Source organism: Aromatoleum toluolicum (assembly GCF_012911005.2).
In the GTDB taxonomy this organism is placed as follows: Bacteria; Pseudomonadota; Gammaproteobacteria; order Burkholderiales; family Rhodocyclaceae; genus Aromatoleum; species Aromatoleum toluolicum.
The window spans coordinates 52,158-73,729 of the sequence record NZ_WTVS01000015.1; the positions used below are offsets into that span (position 1 = coordinate 52,158).

19 protein-coding genes and 1 tRNA gene are annotated in these 21,572 nt (G+C 65.2%); 5 read left to right on the plus strand and 15 right to left on the minus strand.

Annotation, left to right across the window (positions count from 1 at the left end):
* Position 1: 1 nt before the first annotated feature.
* The 3 genes from tssF to tssH are packed head-to-tail and all read left to right on the plus strand — an operon-like array spanning position 2 to position 5,540.
* Positions 2-1,828: a type VI secretion system baseplate subunit TssF gene (gene tssF, locus GPA27_RS09115; RefSeq protein ID WP_169139724.1), complete on the plus strand. Its 1,827-nt coding sequence runs from the start codon at positions 2-4 to the stop codon at positions 1,826-1,828.
* On the plus strand, positions 1,792-2,862 hold the full coding sequence (gene tssG, locus GPA27_RS09120) for a type VI secretion system baseplate subunit TssG (RefSeq protein ID WP_169139726.1): 1,071 nt from the start codon (positions 1,792-1,794) through the stop codon (positions 2,860-2,862). The genes tssF and tssG overlap by 37 nt, the downstream gene beginning before the upstream one ends.
* 32 nt (positions 2,863-2,894) lie before the next feature.
* Positions 2,895-5,540 (plus strand): type VI secretion system ATPase TssH, encoded by a 2,646-nt coding sequence (gene tssH, locus GPA27_RS09125; protein WP_169139728.1) that lies wholly within the window; start codon positions 2,895-2,897, stop codon positions 5,538-5,540.
* Between the two features lie 93 nt (positions 5,541-5,633).
* Here the strand turns inward: tssH and GPA27_RS09130 are convergent.
* The 5 genes from GPA27_RS09130 to rpsU form a co-directional block, all read right to left on the minus strand.
* A tRNA-Ile gene (locus tag GPA27_RS09130) sits at positions 5,634-5,712 on the minus strand.
* A gap of 93 nt (positions 5,713-5,805) precedes the next feature.
* The gene (gene rpoD / locus GPA27_RS09135; protein ID WP_169139730.1) at positions 5,806-7,797 is read right to left on the minus strand and encodes an RNA polymerase sigma factor RpoD; all 1,992 of its coding nucleotides are present in this window, start codon (positions 7,795-7,797) and stop codon (positions 5,806-5,808) included.
* A 49-nt stretch (positions 7,798-7,846) separates the two neighbouring features.
* Positions 7,847-9,673: a DNA primase gene (dnaG, locus tag GPA27_RS09140; protein WP_169139732.1), complete on the minus strand. Its 1,827-nt coding sequence runs from the start codon at positions 9,671-9,673 to the stop codon at positions 7,847-7,849.
* 37 nt (positions 9,674-9,710) lie between these two features.
* Positions 9,711-10,157 (minus strand): GatB/YqeY domain-containing protein, encoded by a 447-nt coding sequence (locus GPA27_RS09145; protein ID WP_169139734.1) that lies wholly within the window; start codon positions 10,155-10,157, stop codon positions 9,711-9,713.
* A gap of 96 nt (positions 10,158-10,253) precedes the next feature.
* Complete coding sequence (rpsU, locus tag GPA27_RS09150) at positions 10,254-10,466, minus strand: 30S ribosomal protein S21 (protein ID WP_011238288.1); 213 nt, start codon at positions 10,464-10,466, stop codon at positions 10,254-10,256.
* 145 nt (positions 10,467-10,611) lie between these two features.
* Between rpsU and tsaD the strand changes: the two genes are divergently transcribed.
* Complete coding sequence (tsaD, locus tag GPA27_RS09155) at positions 10,612-11,640, plus strand: tRNA (adenosine(37)-N6)-threonylcarbamoyltransferase complex transferase subunit TsaD (protein ID WP_169139736.1); 1,029 nt, start codon at positions 10,612-10,614, stop codon at positions 11,638-11,640.
* A 17-nt stretch (positions 11,641-11,657) separates the two neighbouring features.
* Here tsaD and plsY read toward each other — a convergent pair whose 3' ends face one another.
* Positions 11,658-12,251 (minus strand): glycerol-3-phosphate 1-O-acyltransferase PlsY, encoded by a 594-nt coding sequence (gene plsY, locus GPA27_RS09160; protein WP_169139738.1) that lies wholly within the window; start codon positions 12,249-12,251, stop codon positions 11,658-11,660.
* Between the two features lie 41 nt (positions 12,252-12,292).
* Between plsY and GPA27_RS09165 the strand changes: the two genes are divergently transcribed.
* Positions 12,293-12,670: a dihydroneopterin aldolase gene (locus GPA27_RS09165; protein WP_169139740.1), complete on the plus strand. Its 378-nt coding sequence runs from the start codon at positions 12,293-12,295 to the stop codon at positions 12,668-12,670.
* 42 nt (positions 12,671-12,712) lie between these two features.
* On the opposite strand, the gene GPA27_RS09170 is transcribed toward GPA27_RS09165, so the two are convergent.
* The 9 genes from GPA27_RS09170 to leuS all read right to left on the minus strand — a co-directional run bounded on the left by GPA27_RS09170 (position 12,713) and on the right by leuS (position 21,469).
* The gene (locus tag GPA27_RS09170; RefSeq protein WP_169139742.1) at positions 12,713-13,078 is read right to left on the minus strand and encodes an H-NS histone family protein; all 366 of its coding nucleotides are present in this window, start codon (positions 13,076-13,078) and stop codon (positions 12,713-12,715) included.
* A gap of 174 nt (positions 13,079-13,252) precedes the next feature.
* Entirely contained in the window at positions 13,253-13,741 is a 489-nt protein-coding gene (ybaK, locus tag GPA27_RS09175) for a Cys-tRNA(Pro) deacylase (RefSeq protein WP_169139788.1), read from the minus strand.
* Between the two features lie 52 nt (positions 13,742-13,793).
* On the minus strand, positions 13,794-14,708 hold the full coding sequence (gene xerD / locus GPA27_RS09180) for a site-specific tyrosine recombinase XerD (protein WP_169139744.1): 915 nt from the start codon (positions 14,706-14,708) through the stop codon (positions 13,794-13,796).
* Positions 14,705-15,202: a methylated-DNA--[protein]-cysteine S-methyltransferase gene (locus GPA27_RS09185; RefSeq protein ID WP_169139746.1), complete on the minus strand. Its 498-nt coding sequence runs from the start codon at positions 15,200-15,202 to the stop codon at positions 14,705-14,707. Before GPA27_RS09185 ends, xerD begins: the two co-directional genes overlap by 4 nt.
* A 57-nt stretch (positions 15,203-15,259) precedes the next feature.
* On the minus strand, positions 15,260-15,847 hold the full coding sequence (locus tag GPA27_RS09190; protein ID WP_169139748.1) for a chalcone isomerase family protein: 588 nt from the start codon (positions 15,845-15,847) through the stop codon (positions 15,260-15,262).
* A gap of 112 nt (positions 15,848-15,959) precedes the next feature.
* A complete protein-coding gene (locus tag GPA27_RS09195) occupies positions 15,960-17,237 on the minus strand; it encodes a glutamate-5-semialdehyde dehydrogenase (protein ID WP_169139750.1) in 1,278 nt (425 codons plus the stop codon).
* Positions 17,238-17,324: 87 nt separating this feature from the next.
* Positions 17,325-18,332: a DNA polymerase III subunit delta gene (holA, locus tag GPA27_RS09200; RefSeq protein WP_169139752.1), complete on the minus strand. Its 1,008-nt coding sequence runs from the start codon at positions 18,330-18,332 to the stop codon at positions 17,325-17,327.
* Positions 18,329-18,835, minus strand: coding sequence for an LPS-assembly lipoprotein LptE (locus GPA27_RS09205; protein WP_169139754.1), 507 nt, complete (start codon positions 18,833-18,835; stop codon positions 18,329-18,331). Before GPA27_RS09205 ends, holA begins: the two co-directional genes overlap by 4 nt.
* A gap of 12 nt (positions 18,836-18,847) precedes the next feature.
* Positions 18,848-21,469, minus strand: coding sequence for a leucine--tRNA ligase (leuS, locus tag GPA27_RS09210; protein ID WP_169139756.1), 2,622 nt, complete (start codon positions 21,467-21,469; stop codon positions 18,848-18,850).
* Positions 21,470-21,572 lie beyond the last annotated feature (103 nt).

A 21,572-nucleotide genomic window follows, 5' to 3' on the forward strand; every position in this document is an offset into this window, starting at 1 on the left:
AATGGAAGACCTCCTTCCCTATTACGAGCGCGAGCTTGCATTTCTGCGCGGTCATTCCCGCGAATTCGCCGAACGCTATCCGAAGATTGCCGCGCGGCTGCTGCTGAACGGCGAGGGATGCGACGACCCGCACGTCGAGCGCATGATCGAATCCTTCGCGCTACTGTCGGCCCGCATATCGAAGAAGCTCGAAGACTCGTATCCGCTATTCACCGAGGGTCTGCTGCAGGTCCTGTATCCGCATTATCTCCGTCCGTTCCCGGCATGTTCGATTGCGCATTTCGACAGCGAGGGCGGGGAATCGCAACTCTCGCGTCCGGTCGTGTTCGAGCGGGGAGCGGAGTTGCGGTCGCGGCCGGTGAATGGCGTCTCCTGTCGCTTCCGCACCGCATGGCGGGTCGAGCTGTTGCCGCTGCGCATCGAGGAATTCCGTTTTCAGGCGGTAGCGAGTATTCCCGCGGCGGTGCGCGCGCCGCTCGGCGTTTCGGGCATGCTCTCGATGCGGCTCGCCGTTCAGGGTGCCGGAGGGCTGGGTGGCGTCGAGCGGGTGCGCCTGTACATCGATGCGGAACCGTCCGTCGCAGCCGCACTGCGCGACGCGCTGTTCCTGCGCGTGTTGCAGACGTGGGTGGAAACCGGGGGTGGTGCCTGGCATCCCGTCGAAAGTGCGCTGATCGGGGAGGTCGGTCTGGCGGCCGATGAAGCGCTGGTCGATTTTCCCGACAGCGCCCACGATGCCTACCGTCACCTGACCGAGTACTTCGCCTTTCCGGAGAAGTACAACTTCTTCGACGTGCTGCTTGCCCGACTGCCGGCATCCGCGCGTCGGGAGGGGCAGATCCGCGTTCATTTCGCGTTCAAGGACGTGCGACCGGACGGCGAGATCGCGCGGTTGCTCGGTGGACTGAGCGGCGATTCGCTCAAGCTCGGCTGCGTGCCCGTCGTCAATCTGTTCCAGCGGCCCGGCGACCCGATCCGCCTCACGGGGCGCACATCCACGTATCCGGTGGTCGCCGACGGACGCCAGGCGCACGCTTACGAGGTCTATTCGATCGACGCGGTGCGCCGCGTGAGCCGCCAGCCGGATGGCGAGGCGCAGACAGAATATCGCCCGTTCTTTTCCCTGCGCCACGGGGAAACGCCTGAGCGGGACGGTCATTACTGGCATGCACAACGCGATGCACACGTGGCGGAGCGCAGCCCCGGTTACGAGACAGCGCTCACGATCGTCGATACCGGCTTCGATCCGCTCAAGTCCGGCAACGACATCCTGAGCGTGTCGCTGACGTGCACGAACCGCGACCTTCCCGCGCGCCTCGCGATCGGCCTCGAGGGGGGCGACCTCCACGCCGAAGGCGGCGCGGCACGTGCGATCCGGCTGTTGCGCGTGCCGACGATGTCGTGCCGCTTCAGCCATGAACGTGACGGTCTGTGGCGCCTGATCTCGCACCTGTCGCTCAATCACCTTTCCCTTACCGGGAACGGTCTCGCCGCCTTCAAGGAAATGCTCGGTCTTTATGATGTGCGGCGGACGGCCGTGTCGCGACGCCAGATCGACGGAATCCGCGGCATCGAGCAGCGAGCGAAAACATCCTGGATGGCAGGGCGTCCCTTCGCAAGTTTCGTTCGGGGTGTCGAGGTGCGCCTGACGGTCGACGAAGACAGTTTCGTCGGCGCCGGTCTCGACGCCTTTGCGCGGGTCATCGACCGTTTCCTCGGTCTGTACGTGCAGTTGAACAGTTTCGTGCAACTCGTGCTCGTTTCGGTCAGGACAGGGGAGGAGCTCGTTCGATGCGAGCCGCGCTCGGGCGATTCGATCCTGGCCTGATCGAACAGCTCGTCGAGGAGCCGTACCGGTTTGAGTTCTTTCAGGCCGTGCGTCTCCTTGACGGCCTGTTCCGCGACGAGGAACCCGCGCGCCGGCATGGCGCCGATGTCCTGTCGGCTCGCATCCGTTTCCGCAACACGCTGCACCAGGGCTTCGCTCCTGCCGAGATTGAAGCGCTGGAGGCGTGGCGGCATGAGGACGGGGGCGATGACGGAGCGCGCGGCTTGAGCAGGGTCGAGATCACTCCGTACGCGATCGGGCTCCTCGGCGTGCATGGCGCCTTGCCCGCCCACTACACCGAGCGCATCTCGGAACGAGAGCGCATTCACCGCGATCGAGCCGCGCGTGCCTTGCTCGACATCTTTGCCAACCGGGCGGTCGCCCAGTTCTACCTCGCGTGGAAGAAGTACCGCCTGCCGCTGCAGTACGAAAGCGATCGCCGCAATCGCTTCCTGCCGCTGGTGCTGTCGGTGGCGGGACTGGGATTCGACGCCCTGCGGGAGCGGATGCGGGACGGCTCGGGGTGCATCGAGGACGAGGCGATTGCCCGCGTGGCGACGCTCCTCTCGCAGCGGCCGCTGTCGGCGAAGGCGCTCGAACGCGTCCTCGCCGGACATTTCCGCGTACCTGTGCGCGTCGAGCAATTCGTCGGCGCGTGGTATGCCTTGCCCGTCGAACAGCGCACAACGCTCGGCGGCCGCAACGCCCTGCTGGGGCGCACCGCGCTGTCGGGCGAACGGGTCTGGCAGCGCAATCTGAAGGTGCGGATCCACGTCGGGCCGCTCGCTGCTGCCGATTACCACACATTCCTTCCCGGGGGCGACTCGGCGGCCGCTCTTGCGAAACTGTTGTTGCTGGCGACCGGGCACCAGTTCGAATACGAAATCCGGCCCAGTCTGCGTGCCGTCGATGTCAGGCCCGCGGTGCTCGGGGCCGACTCGCCGCCGCGCCTCGGACGCGACGTCTTCCTCGCCTCGCGCCTGTCCGCGTGCGACCGGGACGATGCCGTGTACTCGCCCGGCGCCCTCCATTGAGCAACGATTCCTTACCTCGTCCCCGCACTGCCATGAGCACATCTCTCAAAACTCTGATCTGCAAGCTCAACACGATTTGTCGTGGTGCCGTTGAACGTGCCGCCAGCCTCTGCATGGCACGCGGCCATTACGAAGTGGATCTCGAACACGTGTTCCTTGCCCTGTGCGAACAGCCGGCGAGCGACTTTGCGGCCGTCCTGGCGCGCAGCGGAATCGGGATCCCGGCCGTCCAGCGCGATCTGGAGCGCGAGGTCGGACAGTTTCGCAGCGGCAACGACCGGACCCCGGTGTTTTCCCCGCGGCTGCAGATCCTGTTGGAGCAGGCTTGGCTGATCGCATCGCTCGATGCGCGCATGCCGCGCATCCGCTCGGGACATCTGTTGCTCGGGATGTTGACGGAACCCGGGCTGTCGCAGCTCGCCCTGCGCGCTTCGGCGCTGTTCGGTCGCGTGCGCGCGGATGACCTGAAGCACAATTTCGACGACGTCACCGCAGAGTCGGCGGAGTCGCGCGAGTTCGGCGGGCGGGGTGCGGGGTCAGACATGGGTGCGGCGGACGGCAGCGAACCAACGGCCGTTGACGGGCAGGGCACGAACCCCGCGCTGGAACGCTACACGACCAATCTCACCCGAAGCGCGCGCGAAGGCAGGCTCGATCCGGTGATCGGACGCGATCCCGAGATCCGGCAGGTCATCGACATCCTCATGCGACGCCGCCAGAACAATCCCATCCTGACTGGCGAGGCCGGTGTCGGCAAGACCGCCGTCGTCGAGGGGCTGGCGCAGCGCATGGCCGACGGCGAAGTCCCGGAGGCGCTGCAGGGCGTCGAACTGCATGCGCTCGACATGGGGCTGCTGCAGGCCGGTGCGAGTGTGAAGGGCGAGTTCGAAAACCGGCTGCGCAGCGTCATCGACGAAGTGCGGTCGAGCCCGATGCCGATCGTGCTTTTCATCGACGAGGCCCACACCATTATCGGAGCCGGCGGGCAGGCGGGGCAGAACGATGCGGCGAACCTCCTCAAGCCGGCCCTTGCGCGCGGCGAGTTGCGAACCGTAGCGGCGACGACCTGGGCGGAGTTCAAGAAGTACTTCGAAAAGGATGCGGCGCTGGCGCGCCGCTTTCAGGTCGTGAAAGTCGAGGAGCCGTCCGAAGACGTCGCGTCGGCGATGCTGCGGGGTATCGTGCCCCTGATGGAACGTCACTTCGGTGTGCGCGTGCTCGACGAAGCGGTGACCGAGGCCGTGCGCCTGTCGCACCGTTACGTCACAGGTCGGCAGCTTCCGGATAAGGCGATCAGCGTGCTCGACACCGCCTGCGCGCGGGTGGCCCTGTCGCACAGTACCGTGCCGGCCCGTATCGACGATGCCGAGAAACTGCTCGCGCGTCTGCGAGCGGAGGCCGCCTCGCTGGAGCGCGAGGTGCAGGACGGCGCCGGGCACGGCAAGCGTCTGACCGAAATCGGGCAGCAGCTTGCGGCTGTGGATACGGAACGGCTGGGCCTGCGAGCTCGTCATGAGCGCGAGAAGGCGCTGGTCGGACAGATCGGCGCCTTGCGCGGCCGTCATCGTGGCGAATCCGGGGCGGATGTCCCGGAGCGGTCGCTGCAATCCCTGTCCGACGAACTGCACGCCCTGCAGGGTGAAGATCCGATGGTGCCGCTGCAGGTCGACGGAAACGTCGTGGCGGGAATCATCTCGGCGTGGACCGGCATTCCGCTTGGCCGGATGGTGAAGGACGAGATCGCGACGGTGCTTCAGCTCAAGCCTCTGCTGGAGGAGCGCGTGATCGGCCAGTCCCATGCCCTGGAGGCGATCGCGCAGCGCGTTCGCACCGCGCGCGCGAACCTGGAGGATCCCGATAAGCCCAAGGGAGTGTTCCTGTTCGTCGGTCCCTCGGGGGTCGGAAAGACCGAGACCGCCTGCGCGCTCGCGGACATCCTGTATGGCGGGGAGCGCAAGCTCGTGACGCTGAACATGAGCGAGTATCAGGAGGCGCACTCGGTGTCCGGCCTGAAGGGCTCGCCCCCGGGCTATGTGGGCTACGGCGAAGGCGGCGTGCTGACCGAGGCTGTGCGCCGGAACCCCTATTGCGTGGTGTTGCTGGACGAGGTCGAGAAGGCGCATCCGGACGTTCTGGAACTGTTCTTCCAGGTGTTCGACAAGGGCGTGCTCGACGACGCGGAGGGCAGGGAGGTCGACTTCCGCAATACCCTCATCATCCTCACCAGCAACGTCGGCTCGAGTCAGATCATGCATGCCTGCCTGAACAAGGCGAAGAAGGACATGCCCTCGGCGAACGAACTCGGCGATTTCCTGCGTCCGGTGCTGTACCAGAATTTCAAGCCGGCCTTTCTGGGGCGCATGAAGGTGATTCCCTATTACCCCATTTCCGACGAGATGCTCGCCGAGATCATCCGCCTGAAGTTGCGACGGATCGGCGAGCGGGTGGCGGCCAACCACCAGGCGAGCTTCGAGTGGGACGAGAGGATCGTCGGCGCGGTGGTGCAGCGCTGTACCGAGACCGATTCGGGCGCGCGCAACGTCGACCACATCCTCAACGGCAGTCTGCTGCCGGACATCGCGGAGACCGCGCTCGTCCGCATGGCCGAAGGGGCCGCGATCAACGTGATCAAAGTGAGTGCCGACAAGCGCGGGGCGTTCCGCTACGCGGTCCGCTAGCCAACAACCCAGATTAAGGTCGAACGGCGCGATGGCTGCGCGCCATCGGCAAAGACAAAGGGGTTACACCGATATGGTGTAACCCCTTCTTTTTGGTGGGCCCCCTGGGAGTCGAACCCAGCACCAACGGATTATGAGTCCGCTGCTCTAACCAGGCATGAGCTAGAGGCCCTTGAACTGACAGCTAATTCGGGTGCTTACCCGCGCTGGCCGACTGAACCGCAGGTTCGGAAGGCGGGCGCCCGCCGGAGCGGGCGCCGAGACATCAGGCGTCGCTGTCGAGGAAGCTGCGCAGGCGCTCCGAGCGGCTCGGGTGACGCAGCTTGCGCAGGGCCTTGGCTTCGATCTGGCGGATGCGCTCGCGGGTGACATCGAACTGCTTGCCGACTTCCTCGAGGGTGTGGTCGGTATTCATTTCGATGCCGAAGCGCATGCGCAGCACCTTCGCTTCGCGTGCCGTGAGCGAATCGAGCACTTCGCTGGTGGCGTCGCGCAGGCTGGAGTACATCGCCGCGTCGGCCGGGGCCAGCGTCGCCTGGTCCTCGATGAAGTCGCCCAGATGGGAGTCGTCGTCGTCGCCGATCGGCGTTTCCATCGAGATCGGCTCCTTGGAGATCTTCATGATCTTGCGGATCTTCTCCTCGGGCATCTCCATTTTCTCGGCCAGCGTCGCGGGATCCGGCTCTTGACCGGTTTCCTGAAGGATCTGCCGGCTGATGCGGTTCATCTTGTTGATCGTCTCGATCATGTGAACCGGGATGCGGATGGTGCGTGCCTGGTCCGCGATCGAGCGGGTGATGGCCTGGCGGATCCACCACGTCGCGTAGGTCGAGAACTTGTAGCCGCGGCGGTATTCGAACTTGTCCACCGCCTTCATCAGGCCGATGTTGCCTTCCTGGATCAGGTCGAGGAACTGCAGGCCGCGGTTCGTGTACTTCTTCGCGATGGAAATGACGAGACGCAGGTTCGCCTCGGTCATCTCACGCTTGGCGCGGCGCATCTTGGCCTCGCCGGTCGACATCTGGCGGTTGATGTCCTTGAGTTCCTTGAGCGGGATACCGATGCGGGTCTGCAGGTCGATGAGCTTCTGCTGCTCCTCGAGCACTGCGGGATGCACGCGCATCAGGCCCTCGGCGTAGTTCTTGCCGACGCCGATCTCGTCCTTGAGCCAGTCGAGGTCGACTTCCTTGCCGGGGAAGACCTTGATGAAGTGCTGGCGCGGCATGCCGGCACGGTCCACGCACAGTTGCAGGATCTGGCGTTCATGGCCGCGCACCTGCTCGACCATGTGGCGCACGGAATCGCACAGGCGTTCGATCGACTTGGCGGTGAAGCGGATGTTGAGGAGCTCGTCCGAAATCTGCTGCTGCAGCGAAAGGTAATCCGCGTCCTGCGAGCCACGTTCGGCGAGGGCGGCCATCTTGCGCTCGTTCAGTTCGCGGATGATCGCGAAGCGTGCGAGAGCTTCGTTCTTCAGCTGCAGGAGCGTCGCGGCGTTGGCGGCGGCTTCCTTTTCTTCGGAGCTTTCGTCGTCGTCGTCGTCGTCGGCGGCGCTCTCCTCGTCCTCGGCGTCTTCGTCGCCCTCTTCGGCTTCGGACATGGCCGCTTCCTCTTCCGCGGAAGCAGCGTTCGGATCGATCAGGCCGTCGACGAGTTCGTCGATGCGCATCTCGTCCTGCGCGACCTTGTCGGTGAGCCCCAGCATCTCGACGATGGTGGTCGGGCACGCGGAGATCGCCTGGACCATGTGGCGCAGACCGTCTTCGATACGCTTGGCGATCTCGATTTCGCCTTCACGGGTGAGCAGTTCGACGGTGCCCATTTCGCGCATGTACATGCGCACGGGGTCGGTGGTGCGCCCGAATTCCGAGTCGACCGATGACAGCGCCTGTTCGGCTTCCTCTTCCGCGACGTCCTCGTCCACCGTGCTCGGCACGGCGTCGGACATCAGCAGATCTTCAGCAGCCGGGGCCGCATCGAAGACCCGGATGCCCATATTGTTGAAGGTCGCGATGATGCCTTCGATCTGCTCGGCGTCGGCAACGTCGTCGGGAAGGTGGTCGCTGATCTCGGCGTAGGTGAGGTAGCCGCGCTCCTTGCCGAGCGTGATCAGGGTCTTGAGGCGGGTCCTGCGGATTTCGGCGTCGATGGGCCCGAGTTCCGGCCCTTCGGCGATCAGAACGGCCTTGTCCTTGGCCTTGGAGGCACGTCCTTTGGGGCTATCCTTGCGCGAATCCTTGGTTTTTTCGCGGGCCATGGCACTCCTTGAATCGGGCGAAAGATGAATTGGGTAACCTGCAATTATACTAAACGTCCGGCGTTTTGCGGACGTTGACAAGGTTCATTTTTTCGAGCAGCAGTTCCGCGAGGCGATGCCTGTCCATCGGCGAAAGTCCCGATTCGCGCTCCTGCGCGGTCAGGGCAACGATCTCGCGGGTGATTGCATTGGCGTGGAGCTTGTTCAGGGTGTCTTCGAAGAGGATCTCGACGACGTCCTCGTCAAATTCCGCGTCGACCAATTCCGCAGCCACGCGCGCCAGTGTGTCGGCGTGAGGGGTGTCGCGGAACTGTTCGACCAGCGCGCCCAGTCCCGCGTTCATCGCCAGGTCGCCGGTGCTCGACAGGTCGATGATCGCGACCAAGGCTTGGCCCTCGGCGGTATGGACGGGGATGAGGTCAACCGGCAACCGTGCGGCCCACGCCGGATGTTGCAGGACGAGGCGCAGGAGGGTGTTCGCTTCCGAGGGAGGGCGTCGGCGCTGGCGGTTCGGGGGCTGAGTGGGGGCGCCGGGAGGCCTGCGGTCACGCCAGTTGTCGAATCCATCCTCGCGCGACTGGCGCGAGGTGTTTTGTGCCTTGAGGCCGAAGGCCGTTTCCACTTCGTTCTGGCTGAATCCGGAGGCGTCTGCGATTGCTTTGATGATCTGCAGACGCAGCATCGGCGCCGCGATGCGGGTGACCAGGGGCTTTGCGTCATGCACGAGCCTCGCGCGCCCTTCGGCGGTGTCGAGCGGGCATTCGGCACGCAATTCGTTGAGCAGGAAGGTCGTCAGCGGGGTCGCGTCGTTTGCCGCCAGGTTGAACGCTGCGGCTCCGTGCGCGCGCACGAACGAGTCCGGGTCATGCTGTTCGGGCAGGAACAGGAAGGCCAGGGTGACGTCGTCGCGCAGCGCCTCGAGTGCGGACTCCAGCGCGCGTCGCGCCGCCTTGCGCCCCGCGTTGTCGCCGTCGAAGCAGAAGACGATGCGCTGCGACTGGCGCAGCAAGGTGTTGATGTGATGCGGGGTGGTCGCCGTGCCGAGGGTGGCGACGGCATTGGCAACGCCGAATTGCGCCAGCGCCACGACGTCCATGTAGCCCTCGACGACAATCGAGTAGCCGGCGTCGCGGATCGCTTTCTGGGCCTGCGGAAGGCCGTACAGTTCGCGTCCCTTCTCGAACAGCGGGGTTTCGGGGGAGTTGAGGTACTTCGGTTCGCCGGTGTCGAGGACTCTTCCGCCGAACGCGATGATGCGCCCGCGGCGGTCCTGGATCGGGAACATGATGCGGTTGCGGAAGCGGTCGTAGCGTCGTCCGGCATCGTTCTCGATCACCAGACCGGCGTCGAGGAGGGCTTTGGCATCGTAGTTCGGAAAAGTATCCCGCAGGGCTTGCCAGTCGTCGGGTGCGAAGCCGATGCCGAAGCGCGCGGCAATCTCGCCAGACACGCCGCGCCGTTTGAGGTAGTCGATCGCGGCAGGCGCGGTCTTGAGTTGTTCGCGATAGAAGCGGGCGGCGGCGGTCATCGCTTCGATCAGCCCGTCATGAGCTGACGCTGCTTCGGGGCGGAAGCCGGGGCGGTTTTCCTGCGGAACCTGCAGTCCTGCGTAGGATGCGAGTTCCTTGACCGCCTCCACGAACGAGAGGCCGCTGTATTCCATCAGGAAGCCGACGGCGCTGCCGTGCGCGCCGCAGCCGAAGCAGTGATAGAACTGCTTGCTCGGGCTCACGGAGAACGACGCGGACTTTTCCCCGTGGAAGGGGCAGCAGGCGAAGTAGTTCGCGCCACTCTTCTTGAGGGTGAGGTGGCGCTCGATGACGTCGATGATGTCGACGCGCGCGAGCAGGTCCTGGATGAACGACTGCGGGATCATGGTTGCCGCCGCCCGCGTTCGGGCGGGCGGTAGGTGCTCAGGCCGAGAGTCGGGCGCGCACCCTGCGCGAGACTTCTGCCATGTCGGCACGTCCGGCAAGCCGAGTCTTGAGTTGCGGCATCACGCGACCCAGGTCGGCAATGCCCGTGGCTCCGGCATCGGCGATCGCTGCGGCGATCTCGGCGTCGAGTTCGGTGTCCGACAACTGGGCGGGCAAATAGGCCGACAGCACTTCGATCTCGAAACGCTCGTTGGCGGCGAGGTCGGGGCGGTTTGCGGCGTCGTACTGGCTCGCGGAGTCGCGACGCTGTTTGACCAGCTTCTCGACCGTCCCCTGGATGCCGGCGTCGTCGAGTTCGATCCGGTTGTCGATCTCGCGCTGCTTGATTGCGGCGATGAGCAGGCGCACGGCGGAGAGGCGCGCGCTATCCTTGGCGCGCAGGGCGGCCTTCATGTCGTCCTGGATGCGTTGCATGAGAGACATGGGCAATGCTCCGAATGGCAATACAAAAACCACGCCGGGCGCAAGTCGAATGACTTGCGCCCGGCGTGGATGACCGGCTGCGGATCCTGAGGCGGATCAGTACAGCTTCGGCGGCAGGGTCTGGCTGCGCAGGCGCTTGTGATTGCGCTTGACGGCGGCGGCCGACTTGCGCTTACGCTCCGCGGTGGGCTTTTCGTAGAACTCGCGGGCGCGCAGCTCAGTCAGCAAACCGGTTTTTTCGATGGTGCGCTTGAAGCGGCGAATTGCGACTTCAAACGGCTCGTTCTCCTTGACGCGGATACCCGGCATTGCGAACTTCCTTGTGTGTCTGGTAGGCGGAAAGCGCGGATTATATCCGTTCGATTCGGACAAGCCAAGTACAAACTTAGCTTTCCTATTGCCGGCCCGTTAGAATGGCGATCTGTCCGATCGGCGAGGCTGCTGGCTGCAAATCATGAGAGTCCTGGGAATCGAAAGCTCCTGCGATGAAACGGGCGTGGCGGTGTACGACGTCGAGGCAGGACTGCTCGGGCATTGCGTGCATTCGCAGATCGATCTGCATGCGACATATGGCGGCGTCGTTCCGGAACTCGCCTCGCGTGACCATATCCGCCGACTTCCGGTCCTTGTGCGGCAGGCGCTGGTCGAGTCCGGCTGCGGTCTCGCGCAGATCGACGCGATCGCGTACACGGCCGGGCCGGGGCTTGCAGGAGCGCTGCTGGTCGGGGCGAGCTATGCAGAGGCGCTCGGGATGTCGATGGGCGTACCGGTGCTGCCGGTGCACCACCTCGAGGGGCATCTGCTGTCGCCGCTGCTGTCCGCAGATCCGCCGGAGTTTCCATTCGTGGCGCTGCTGGTTTCGGGCGGACATACCCAGCTCATGCAGGTGACGGGCGTAGGGCAGTACGTGCTGCTGGGCGAGTCGCTCGACGATGCGGCGGGCGAAGCGTTCGACAAGACGGCCAAGCTGATCGGTCTCGGATACCCCGGTGGCCCGCAGCTGGCCGCGCTAGCGGAACGCGGACGCCCTGGACGGTTCCGTCTTCCGCGACCGATGCTGAAGTCGGGGGATCTCGATTTCAGCTTCAGCGGCCTGAAAACCGCGGTGCTGAACGTCGTTTCCGGCCCGGAGTGGAAGCCGGAGGATGCCGCGGATCTGGCGGCCGACTTTCAGGATGCGGTGGTCGAGGTGCTGTGCGTAAAGGCGCTCAAGGCGCTGGAGTTGGTCGGTCTGTCGCGACTGGTGGTGGCCGGAGGGGTAGGCGCGAACCGGCAATTGCGCCTGCGCCTCGATGCGGCGACGCGGCGCAAGGGTTGGCGGGTGTACTACCCGGAACCGGAATTGTGTACGGACAACGGAGCGATGATCGCATTTGCCGGCGCGCGCCGGCTGGCGGCCGGCGAGGTGCCCGGTGCGGCTTGCGCGGTCAGGGTTCATCCGCGCTGGCCCCTGGCGGCGCTGCGCGCGCCAGGGGCGGTCTGACGCGGATCAAGCGGATTTCAGGCCTTGCGGCCGCCAATGCGGCCCTCGGTGCCGTTGAGCAGTTTGCGGATGTTGGAGCTGTGCCGCCAGATCAGGATTGCGGCGACGAGTGCGAGAATGCCGACTACCGGTGTCGGACCGAGCAGGACATAGCCGGCGAGGGGGGTGGCCAGTGCGGCGCACAGTGCGGCGGCAGACGAGTAGCGCGTCGTGAATGCGATCGCGAGCCAGGTCGCCAGCGCGGACAATGCGACCCATCCGTTGATGCCGAACAGCACGCCGAGCGCCGTTGCCACGCCCTTGCCGCCGTTGAAGCGCAGGAACACGCTGAATACATGTCCGAGGAATGCCGCGAGTCCGGCCAGGGCGGTGTCGGTGGCGTCGAAGCCGAGCCGCGCTGCGCCCCAGACGGCGAGCCATCCCTTGGCGCAATCGCCCAAGAGGGTCACCAGCGCGGCGGCCTTGTTGCCGCTGCGCAGGACGTTGGTCGCGCCTGGGTTGCCGGAGCCGTACTTGCGCGGGTCGGCGAGGCCGAAGATGCGGCTGGAAACGATGGCGAAGGGAATGGAGCCGAGCAGGTAGGCGGCCAGCAGCAAAGGCAGCAGGGTCATTTTTTCACCTAGAATTGCCGCGATTCTAATCGGGAAGCGACATGGATTTCATTTTCATCGAGGAATTGAGGGTTCAGGCCTGGGTCGGTATCTATTCGCGCGAAAAGGCCGCGCCGCAGACGCTGGAGCTCAACCTCACCTTCGGGGTCCCGGATTCGGCGGCGGAGCAGGACGACATCGCCGATACGATCGACTATGCGGAAGTGATCGAGCGAATCCGCAAGGAGCTCGGCGAGCGCCACTTCAACCTGATAGAAACCCTCGGAGAATTCGTCGTGAAACTTCTGCTCGACGAATTCGGCGCCCCCTGGGTGAAGATCCGCATCGCCAAGCTGGGAGTCATGAAAGGGGTGCGGCGAGTCGGAGTGTATATCCAGCGCGGCCGGGAGGGGATTTCCCTTCCCCCGGCCACGAGCTGAAAGAGGACGCCTTGACCGGGGCATCGAGTGCCCCGAAACGGCTTATTTTGCCGCGACTGCCTCGAGTTCGGCGAGCGGCTTGTTCTGGGCAAGCCAGTCGATCACCCACTGCGGCTTGCGGCCGCGGCCGCTCCAGCCGATTCCCGGATTTGCCGGGTTACGGTATTTCACGGCGACAGGGGCGGTCTTCTTGACGGCGGCTTTTGCCTTGCGCTTGGCGGGTGCGCTCTTTTCTTCCGCGGCAGCGTTGGGCAGCAGGTCGCTCAGCGAGAGACCTTCTTCGGCAGCCATCTTCTGCATTTTCTTGAGGAGGTCGCGACGGGCGGAATCGCTGCGTCGACGGATCTCCGTTTCGACCTTGGATTGCAGGCGGCGCAATTCGGTCAGCGACATCTTGGCCAGTTCCATGTTTTCTCCGGTTTCAATTGTTATTGATCTGATTTCTGATCTGGACAACCGTCCTCGTCCGCGTTGCGGGTTACGGAGCGTTCGGATGATTGGCTGCGCATATTCTGCCAGCTATTCCGGGGAATTAGAATCAGGAAATGGATTGAAATGGTAATTGGCGTCGGGTAACCGCGTTCAAATGGATGTGCTGACCAGCTCCGGCTGCAATACGCGCATTATCTCGTGGGGGCTGACTCCGACCAGAAAGCCGCGCCGGCCTCCATTGATGTAGACGAGGGGGAGGTCCAGAATCGTCCTTTCCATGTATATGGGCATGCGTTTGCGCAAGCCGAAGGGCGAGGTGCCGCCGACGAGATAGCCGGAGTGCCGGTTTGCGGTTTCCGGGGCGCACGGTTCGACGCGCTTTCTGCCCGTCTGGCGCGCGAGCTCCTTGGTCGATACCTTGCGGTCGCCATGCATCAGCACGATCAGCGGAGCGGCATTTTCATCTTCCATGACCAATGTTTTGACTACTGCATGTTCGGGAACATTGAGTTCGCGCGAGGATACTTTCGTTCCGCCGTGTGCCTCGTAATCATAAAGATGTGTGGAGAAGGCGACGGAGTGCTGCTTGAGGAAACGCGTGGCCGGCGTTTCGGGGGCGTGCGCATCCTGTTTGCTCATGATGGTGCTCCGGATTTCGTATCGACGTTGAAAGGGAATACTGGAAAATGGTTCATCCGCGCGGGTGATGTCGCGCATGCAGTGCTTTCAGGCGTTCGCGCGCGACATGCGTGTAGACCTGGGTGGTCGATATATCGGCGTGGCCCAGGAGCATCTGCACGACGCGCAAGTCGGCGCCGTGGTTGAGCAGGTGGGTCGCAAAGGCGTGGCGCAATGTGTGAGGGGAGATGCTTTCGGCGGGAATGCCGGAGGTCGTCGCATACTGTTTAATGATGCGCCAGAACATCTGACGCGTCATGCCGCTGCCGCGCCGGCTGACGAAGACATCGTCGCTGCTTTTTCCCGCGAGCAGGGCGGGGCGGGCGTCCCGGAGATAGCGACCAAGCCAGTCGATCGCTTCTTCGCCGAGCGGAACCAGGCGTTCCTTACCGCCTTTGCCCATTACCCGGACGACGCCGTCGGAAAGGCTCGTAGAGAATATCTTGAGTCCGACGAGTTCCGAAACCCGCAATCCGGTGGCATAGAGCACTTCCAGCATGCTGCGATCGCGCAGGCCGTAGTGGTTGTCGACATCGGGGGCCGCGAGCAGCAAGTCGACCTGGCTTTCGGTAAGGGTCTTGGGGAAGCGCTCGGTGCGCATTGGCGGATCGAGCAGCGTGGTGGGGTCGGCAGCAATGCGTCCCTGCATGAGCAGGTGCCGGTAGTAGCGGCGCCAGGCGGCGAGCAGGCGCCGCTGACTGGCAGGTTTGGACCGGCGGCTGAATTCTGTCAGGTAGCCAGATAGGTCCGGCGGTCCGGCATCAGGGAGGCGTGCGCCGCGCTCCTGGAGCCAGAATGCGAAGAGGGCGAGGTCGCTGCGATAGCCGGCGAGGGTGTTGCGCGACAGTCCGTGTTCGAGCCACATCGCGTCGTTGAAGCTGTCGAGTTCGGCCCGGGTGCCGGTGTCGAGGTGGTGCTCGATGCTCACCGGCCGGCCTCGAACTGCAGCAGCCAGCGCTTGGTGTCGAGCAGGTAGCCGCCGGTGGAATTGGCAAAGCCGCCGAGGCCCCCTCCCGCGGCCACCACGCGATGACAGGGGACGACGATGGGAAAGGGGTTGGCTCCGCAGGCTTGGCCGACCGCGCGCGCGGCGCTGTTCATTCCCGCGGCAATTTCACCGTAGGTGCGGTGGCTTCCGCGCGGGATGGCGGCAATGGCCGACCATACGCGCCGCTGGAAGGGCGTGCCGCGCTCCGCGAGCGGTAGGTCGAAGGGCTGGTCGGGGTCGTCGAGCCAGGCGAGGAGCTGCATCGCAGCCCGTTCGGCAAGCGGGCTGTCGGGTGCGCGGGCGAGTGTCCCTGGCGGGAGGAAGACCAGTTCGCGGATGCAACTTTGGTCGGAGCGCACTCCCAGTCCGCCGAAGGGCAGCGTCAGGACGGCCGAGAAGGTGGTTCCCGCGGAGGCGTTGCGGTCGGAAGTCATTGGATCGATGTGCAGCGCGAACTTGCCGGTGAATGTCGTGACGAACGGCCGGCCGTATTACGACGGTTTGCCGAGCAGGTTCTGCTTTAGCTCGGTGTCAGCGGGAACGTCGCCGATCCAGATGCGCAGCAGCGCGGGGAAGAAACGCTCGTCGGCGATGTCTTCGCCACGCCGCTTCCCCGCCACGGTCAGGCGCGTGATGCCATTCCACGATTCGATCAGGACTTCGGTATTCGTGGGCGCGTCCTTGACCTCGAGCATGGCCTTGCGGAACGCACCCATCGCGGGTTTGAGTGCGGCGAGTGCCTCGGCGGTGTGATTCTTCTTTAGCCCCTCGACGAGCGCTTCGACGAACTGCTCGGCGCTCAGGTCGCGCAGCGTGACGATGCGGATGCGCTTGCTGCCGGACTGGCTCTGCAGCGTGCCCGCATCGTTGGCGCGTTGCGGTACATACAGGCCCATCGCATAGACCTTGAACAGCAGGCGTGTGCGTACGCCCGCGCCGTTCAGAACGAGTGTCTGGCCGGCGACGTTGGCGGCATCATCGAAGGGAACGCCGGCGACATTTGTCGCAGCCGCGGCGAAGGAAACATGCGCCGTCGCGGCCGTGAAGGCGAGGGCGGCAAGCAGGGGGCGGTGGTTCATCACAGCGTCTCCTCGGTCTTCCGGTTCATCTTCTCTCGCCGCATGAAAACGCCCGTACGGGGACGGGCGTTCCGGTGCATGCGGGGCGCGGGCGGCTTGCGTCGAGCCGTTCTCAGCGGCGCGTTTCTCCGTTGCCGAACACGATCCACTTCTGGCTCGTGAGGCCTTCGAGGCCGACCGGGCCCCGTGCGTGGATCTTGTCGGTGGAGATGCCGATTTCTGCGCCCAGCCCGTATTCGAAGCCGTCGGCAAAGCGCGTCGAGGCGTTGACCATCACCGAGGACGAATCGACTTCGCGCAGGAAACGCATCGCGCGGGTGTAGTTCTCGGTGATGATCGCCTCGGTGTGCCCGGAGCTGAAGGTATTGATGTGCGCAATCGCCTCATCGATGTCCGAAACCACCTTGATCGCGATGATCGGCGCCAGGTATTCCTCGCTCCAGTCCTGCTCGGTGGCAGCGACGAGGCGGGCGCCGGGGATGGCAGCGTCGCGCACGATGGCGAGCGATTCGCTGCAGCCGCGCATTTCGACTTCCTTGGCGGCGAGCATGCGGGCAATCTCCGGCAGGAAGCGGGCTGCCACGGTGCGGTCGATGAGCAGCGACTCGGCCGTATTGCAGGTGCCGTAGCGCTGCGTCTTGGCGTTTTCGACGATGGGCACGACCTTGGCCGGATCGGCCTCGGTTTCGACATAGACGTGACAGTTGCCGTCGAGATGCTTGATCACCGGTACGCGCGCTTCGCGCGAGATCCTCTCGATCAGCCCTTTGCCGCCGCGCGGAACGATGACGTCGACGAATTCGGGCATCGTGATGAGGTGGCCCACGGCGGCCCGGTCGGTGGTGTCCACGACCTGGACGGCCGTTTCCGGCAGGCCGGCGGCGGCGAGGCCTGCGCGGACGCAGGCGGCGATCGCCTGGTTGCAGTGCAGGGCTTCCTTGCCGCCGCGCAGGATCGCGGCGTTGCCGGACTTCAGGCACAGGGCCGCCGCATCGGCGGTGACGTTGGGGCGCGCCTCGTAGATGATGCCGATGACGCCGAGGGGAACGCGCATCTTGCCGACCTGGATGCCGGAGGGGCGACGCTTGACGTCGGTGATCTCGCCAACCGGGTCGGCCAGCGCCGCGACCTGTTCCAGGCCCTGGGCCATCGCCTCGATGCCCTTTGCGTTGAGGGTGAGGCGGTCGATCATCGCCGGCTCGAGTCCGGCCGCGCGAGCCTCTTCGAGGTCGCGCGCATTGGCGGCGAGGAGCTCCTCGCGGCGGTCGCGGATCGCGGCGGCCATAGCGCACAGCGCCGCGTTCTTGTCGGCGGTCGACGCGCTGGCGAGCTGGCGCGAGGCGGCGCGGGCCTGGCGGCCCAGCGTCTGCATGTAATCCTGAATATTCATGGAAATTCCGGTGTTGCCGTGCAAAAGAGCATTAAAGCACCGAACGGTGCCGCGCGGCCAGTGCCGGAAACGGCATGCCTGAAACAGCTAGCGGCGGACGAGCCGGAGCGCGAGCTGGAGGAACTCGTCCCACACGTCGCCCGGGGCGAGGCCCTTGATGATGCGGTCGATGCGTGCGGCGTGCAGCAGCGCGGCGCGCAGCGTTGCGGGCTTGAGGCGCGGCAGGGCGCGCTGGATCGCCTGGCGGCGCCGTTCGTCGAAGACGCGCTCGGCCTTGAGCAGGGCCGGTAACTGCTGGCCCGACGCGACGCCGGAGCTGAGGTTCGCGAGCGTGCGGATTTCGTTCGCGAGGGCCCACAGCACGAGAGGCGGGGCCGATCCCTCCCCCTGCAGGCCTTCGAGCAGGCGCGTGCAGCGCACGGGGTCGCCTTCCAGGATTGCCTGGCGCAGCTTGTCGATGTCGTAGCGGGCGACGTTGAGGACCGCATCCTGCACGTCTTCCAGTGTCAGGCGTCCTTCGCCGTGGAGCAGCCCGAGCTTGAGGATTTCCTGGTGCGCTGCGAGGAGGTTGCCTTCGACGTGCTCGGCGATGAAGGCGAGCGCCTCGGACGGTGCCGACTGGTTCTGGCGCGCGAGGCGGCCGGCGATCCATTCGGGCAATCGCTCGCGTTCGGGGGCGTTGAGCTCGACCGCGATGCCAGCATCGCACAGGGCGGTAAACCATGTGGCCTTGCGCGCAGCCCAGTCGAGTTCGGGCAGGGTGATCAGGGTAACTACGCCGCTGCCGGGGTTGCGCGCATGCCGCTGCAGAGCCTCGCCGCCCTCGCGGCCAGGCTTACCGTTGGGGATGCGCAGGTCGATGAGCTTGGACCCGCCGAACAGCGAGAAATTGCCGGCCGCCGCATTCAGGCTGTCCCAGCGGAATCCTTGGCCGACGACCAGCGTCTCCCTTTCCTCGAAGCCCTGGCGGCGTGCCGCCGCGCGGATCAGGTCGGCCGCTTCGAGCACGAGCAGCGGTTCGTTGCCGTGCAGCAGGTATAGCGGGGCGAGCGGCTTGTCGAGGAGGGCGGGTAGCTGGTCCGGACGCAGGATCACGGTTTGACGGCGGCGAGTCGGCGCATGAGCTGGTCGACGAGGTCGCCCTGCATGTCACGGTAGAGCAGGGCTTCTTCCTGTTCCTTCGCGAGCACCTGCGAATCGTCGTAGGTGTATTCGCGCTTGGCCGAAATTGTCGTCGGCCGGATGCGTTCGTTGCCCGCGCGGTCGATCAGGCGGAAGGTGAGGACATGGCGCAGCTCGTATTCGCGCACCTTGCCTGCGCCCGTCAGGGTCAGGATTTCGCGCTCGGGCTGATTGCGCAGGATCTCGAGATTCACCTCGGCCTTGGCCGGGTCGTCGACGATCTCCGTCGTGCCGCTGGTGCGGATGCGCCGGCGCAGCGCCGCGCCGAACTCGCCCTGCCCGCTGACGCCGACGTGGATGGTCGAGAACGCGAGCGGACGCGGTCCGCGCAACTGGAATCCGCAGCCGGCCAGCGGCGCCACGGCGAGGGCGCCGAGTGCCAGCAGCAGGCTGCGGCGGGAGCGGGAAGGAGTCATCCGCTGGCGTCCTCAGACCACGATGTTGACGAGACGGCCCGGCACGACCACGACCTTGCGCGGCGGCTTGCCTTCCATGAACTTCTGCGCCGCCTCGGAGGCCAGGGCGATCGCCTCGATCTGTGCCGAGCTCGCGTCCGCTGCGACCTTGATGTTGCCGCGCAGCTTGCCATTGACCTGCAGCACGAGGTCGAGCTCGTCCTGCTTCAGCGCGGCGTCGGACGGCTGCGGCCAGCTCGCGTCGAGGATGTCTCCGGCGAAGCCGCAGTCCAGCCACAGCGCGTGGGTGACATGCGGCGTGATCGGGGCGAGCAGGCGCAGCAGGATCGACAGACCTTCCTCGACGACCTCGGCGTGGGCGGCAGCGTGGTCGCGCGGCGCCTTCTCGAGTGCGTTGAGGGTCTTCATCGCCGCCGAGACGACGGTGTTGAACTGGTGCTTGCCGAAGTCGTAGTTCGCCTGCTTGAGGCAGGTGTGAATCTCGCGGCGCACGGATGCGAGGGGGTCGGGCAGCTGGACCGTTGCCAGCGTGCGCGTGGCCGGGAGCTGAGCGCGGAATTCGTTGGCGAAGCTGTGGCCGAAGGTCCATACGCGCCGCAGGAAGCGGTAGGCGCCCTCGACGCCCGAATCGGACCATTCGAGCTGCTGGTCCGGCGGTGCGGCGAAGATAATGAACAGACGCGCGGTGTCGGCGCCGTACTGGTCGACCAAGGCTTGCGGATCGACGCCGTTGTTCTTCGACTTCGACATCTTCTCGGTGCCGCCGATGACGACCGGCTGGCCGTCGGCGACGAGCTTCGCCGCGGTGATGCGGCCCTTGTCATCGCGTTCGATCTGGACGTCGGCGGGGTTGATCCACTGCTTCTTGCCGCCGTCGGCGTCGCGGTAGTAGGTCTCGGCGACGACCATGCCCTGGGTGAGCAGGTTCGTAAATGGCTCCGAGACATTTACGAGTCCTTCGTCGCGCATCGCGCGGGTGAAGAAGCGCGAATAGAGCAGGTGCAGGATCGCGTGCTCGATGCCGCCGATGTACTGGTCTACCGGTGCCCAGTAGTTCACGCGTGCGTCGACCATCGCCGTGTCGTTGTCGGACGAGGCATAGCGCAGGAAGTACCACGACGACTCGACGAAGGTGTCCATCGTGTCGGTTTCGCGGCGCGCAGGCTTGCCGCACTGCGGGCAGCTGCACTGGTAGAACTCAGGCATCTTCGCGAGCGGCGAGCCGCGGCCGGTCACTTCGACATTTTCAGGCAGCACCACCGGCAGTTGCTCGTCCGGCACCGGCACATTGCCACAGTCGTCGCAGTTGATCATCGGGATCGGGCATCCCCAGTAGCGCTGGCGCGAGATGCCCCAGTCGCGCAGGCGATACTGCGTGCGCTTGGCGCCGAGGCCCTTTTCCGCAAGATCGGCGGCGATGGCGTCGACGGCATCCTGGAAGTGCAGGCCGTCGTAGTTGCCGGAGTTCAAGAGACGACCGTGTTCGGAGTAGGCGTCCTGCCACGGCGCGATGGTGTCGGCATACGCGTCGCGCGTCGAGCTCACGACCATCCGGATCGGCAGGCGGTATTTCGTCGCGAACGCGAAGTCACGCTCGTCGTGCGCAGGGACGGCCATGACCGCGCCTTCGCCATAGCCCATCAGCACGTAGTTCGCGACCCACACGTCCATGAACTCGCCCGAGATCGGATGGACGACGCGCAGGCCGGTGGGCATGCCCTTCTTCTCCATCGTCGCGAGGTCGGCCTCGGCGACGCCGCCGTGGCGGCACTCGTCGATGAATGCGGCGAGTTCCGGGTTGTTCGCCGCCGCCTGCAGCGCGAGCGGATGCTCGGCCGCGACGGCGACGTAGGTCGCGCCCATCAGCGTGTCGGCACGGGTCGTGAACACCTTCAGCACGCCGGACTTGCCGATCGTCGACAGGTCGTAGGGGAAATGCACTTCGACGCCTTCCGAGCGGCCGATCCAGTTCTTCTGCATCAGCTTGACCTGCTCGGGCCAGCCGGGCAGGGCGTCGAGCGCGTCGAGAAGTTCGTCCGCGTAGGCGGTGATCTTCATGTAGTACATCGGGATTTCGCGCTTCTCGACGACCGCGCCGCTGCGCCAGCCCTTGCCGTCGATGACCTGCTCGTTGGCGAGCACGGTTTCGTCGACCGGATCCCAGTTCACGGTGCCGAGCTTCTTGTAGATCAGGCCTTTCTTGTACAGGCGCGTGAACAGCCACTGTTCCCAGCGATAGTAATCGGGCTTGCAGGTGGCGAGTTCGCGCGACCAGTCGATCGCGAAACCGAGGCGCTTGAGCTGCGCCTTCATGTAGTCGATGTTCGCGTAGGTCCACTTCGCCGGCGGCACGTTGTTTTGGATCGCGGCGTTCTCGGCCGGCATGCCGAAGGCGTCCCAGCCCATCGGCTGCAGGACGTTGCAGCCGCGCATGCGGTGGTAGCGTGCGAGCACGTCGCCAATCGTGTAGTTACGCACGTGGCCCATGTGCAGCTTGCCCGACGGATAGGGGAACATGCTCAGGCAGTAGTACTTGGGCTTGCCTGCGTCTTCGTTCACGCGGAAGGCTTGGGCGGATTCCCAGTGCTGCTGGGCGGCGGATTCGACCGTGGCGGGGGTGTATTTGTCCTGCATTTGCGGGCGGCAGTGGAGACGTGGAAAACGCGCGAGTATACCGCGAAGCCGACGAGCCTCGTGCGGCGTCTCTGACTGCCACGTCGAGATGGGCTGCGCGCGG